At 64.1% G+C, this 2463-nt stretch carries 2 protein-coding genes and 1 tRNA gene; 1 reads left to right on the top strand and 2 read right to left on the bottom strand.

The features are described 5' to 3' along the window. Positions 1-138: 138 nt before the first annotated feature. Positions 139-1350 carry a tetratricopeptide repeat protein gene (locus tag ACOQFS_RS16590; protein WP_421563927.1) on the top strand — a complete coding sequence of 404 codons (1212 nt, stop codon included), beginning with the start codon at positions 139-141 and terminating at the stop codon, positions 1348-1350. Positions 1351-1496: 146 nt separating this feature from the next. Here ACOQFS_RS16590 and ACOQFS_RS16585 read toward each other — a convergent pair. Together ACOQFS_RS16585 and ACOQFS_RS16580 are read right to left on the bottom strand one after the other, a co-directional pair. Then, positions 1497-1573 (bottom strand) — tRNA-Met (locus ACOQFS_RS16585). Between the two features lie 25 nt (positions 1574-1598). Continuing rightward, positions 1599-2378, bottom strand: coding sequence for an enoyl-CoA hydratase (locus ACOQFS_RS16580; RefSeq protein ID WP_421563926.1), 780 nt, complete (start codon positions 2376-2378; stop codon positions 1599-1601). Positions 2379-2463 lie beyond the last annotated feature (85 nt).

The raw sequence follows: 2463 nt of genomic DNA, 5'->3' as shown, positions 1-2463 counted from the left end.
ATGACTTCTTGCCAGATCTTCTGCTCCCGCATCACACGGAAAATCCCGTGCAATCAGCAGCTTAGATGATTAAGCTCGAAAGACCTTGAAAGGGTTGGCTCTAAGATTTGCAGCAAACCACCACGCAAGGCACCGTTCATGAGCGACCCCCTGGAGCAGGCCCGGCAGGCCTTTGTGCACGGCATTGCGCAGTTTGAAGGCGGACAGTACGACGCCGCCGACGCGGCATTCACCCAGGCGCTGACCCTGGCGCCCGGGCGTGCATCGGTGCTGTTGAACCTGGGAGTCACCAAGGTGCACCGGCAGCTGTTCGCCGAGGCCGAGCCCTTGCTGCAAGCCGCCCTGGCGGCCGACGATGCGCTGGGGGAGGGCTGGGCGGCACTGGGCCTGGCGCAGATGGAGCTGGGGCACTGGGCGCCCGCGCTGCGCAGCCACGAGAACGCCGTCGCGCGCGGCGCGGGCAACGCTGCCGTCCACATGCGTCTGGGCCAGTGCCTGGCGCGTGCAGGGCGCACTTCTGAGGCGCTGGCTGCGCTGCAGGCTGCCGTGGAGATGGACGCGAACCTGGCCGAGGCGTGGAGCCAGCTCGGCCACCTGCGGCGCGACCTGCAGCAGCCCGCCGAGGCGGCCCGCTGCTACCGCAATGCGCTGGAGCGGGGCGCGGACGCGGAACTGCACCGTTACTATCTCGCGGCCCTGCAGCACGGCGAGCCCGTGGCGAATGCGCCGCGCCAGTATGTGCAGACCCTGTTCGACCAGTACGCCGAAGATTTCGAAGACCACCTGGTGGGCGAGCTGCGCTACCAGGGGCACCGTGTGCTGGTCGAGCAATTGCCTGCTGCGTGCCCGCCCTGGTTCGAGCAGGTGCTGGACCTGGGATGCGGCACCGGCCTGTGCGGGCCGCACATTCGGCCTCGCGCAGGCGCGCTGTGGGGCGTGGACCTGTCCGCCGCCATGCTGGGCAAGGCCCGCGCGCGGGGCGTTTACGACCATTTGATCGAGGCAGACCTGGTGGAGGCCCTGCGCAGCGAGGGCGTGCAGTTCGACCTGGTGCTGGCGGCGGACGTGTTCATTTATGTGGGTCACCTGGAAGATGCTTTTGCGCAGCTGGCCCGGCGCGTGCGCCCTGGTGGCTGGCTCGCATTCACCATTGAGGAATCAGACGCTGACGGCGCGGGCGCCGCCGCGCCGCAGCTGCTGCCGAGCCTGCGCTATGCGCACACCACCGCCTATGTGCATGCCCTGGCCGAGCGCCATGGGTTTCGTCGGGCCCATGTGCACAGCGCCCCGCTGCGGTGGGACCAGGCCACCGGCGTTGCCGGAAAATACGTCTACCTGCAGAAAAACTGAAAAACGATAGCTGCGTGCGCTTGCTGGTATTGGCTTTGCAGTGAAAAATCATCCGAAAGCCAATGAAATCAAGCGCTACCCGCTCTCATTTTTGAGCAAATTGCCAATAAAAAACCCACAGTGCGCAGGCACTGTGGGTTGGCAGGTGGTGGTGGTACCGGGACTTGAACCTGGGACATCAGCATTATGAATGCTGCGCTCTAACCAACTGAGCTATACCACCGAAGCCTCGCATTATAGGACAGAAATTACTGGTGCGTGAAGTTCGCGGCGCGCTTGTTCATGAACGCGTCCATGCCTTCCTTCTGGTCCTGGGTGGCAAACAGCGCGTGGAACAGGCGGCGTTCGAACATGACGCCGTCGGACAGCGAGCCCTCGAACGCGCGGTTGACCGATTCCTTGGCCGCCATCACGGCGATCTGCGAGAACCCGGCAATGATGAGGGCGGCGCCCAGCGCTTCGTCCATGAGCTTGTCGAACGGCACCACGCGGCTGACCAGCCCCGCGCGTTCGGCTTCCGCAGCATCCATCATGCGGCCGGTGAGGGCCATGTCCATGGCCTTGGACTTGCCCACGGCGCGCGGCAGGCGCTGCGTGCCGCCTGCGCCAGGAATGACGCCCAGCTTGATTTCGGGCTGCCCGAATCGGGCGTTGTCCGCGGCGATGATGAAGTCGCACATCATCGCCAGCTCGCAGCCACCTCCCAGCGCGAAGCCGCTCACGGCAGCGATCACGGGCTTGCGGATGGAGCGGATGGCTTCCCAGTTGCGGGTGATGTAGTCGCCCTTGTAGGTGTCTGCAAAGCTGTACTTGGCCATCGCGCCAATGTCCGCACCCGCCGCAAAAGCCTTCTCGCTGCCGGTGATGATGACGCAGCCGATCTTTTCGTCACCGTCGAAGGCCTTGAGGGCCTCGCCCAATTCGTTCATCAGCTGGTCGTTCAGCGCGTTCAGCTGCTTGGGGCGGTTCAGCGTGATCACGCCGACCTTGTCCGCTTCGGTGCGGACTTCGATGGTTTCGTAAGCCATGGGGTCTCCTTGGTGGTGGATATGTAAGAGCCTGTTCAATGTCTTTTTGAAGATCGCATTGGAGTGCAATCGGGATGAGTGGATG

The organism is Paracidovorax sp. MALMAid1276 (genome assembly GCF_049198005.1).
In the GTDB taxonomy this organism is placed as follows: Bacteria; Pseudomonadota; Gammaproteobacteria; order Burkholderiales; family Burkholderiaceae_C; genus Acidovorax.
This window is presented reverse-complemented; position numbering and strand designations above follow the sequence as displayed.

Coding starts and splice junctions, on each gene's coding strand:
- ACOQFS_RS16590 (WP_421563927.1), top strand. CDS start 139: ATGAGCGACCCCCTGGAGCAGGCCCGGCAGGCCTTTGTGCACGGCATT.
- ACOQFS_RS16580 (WP_421563926.1), bottom strand. CDS start 2,378: ATGGCTTACGAAACCATCGAAGTCCGCACCGAAGCGGACAAGGTCGGC.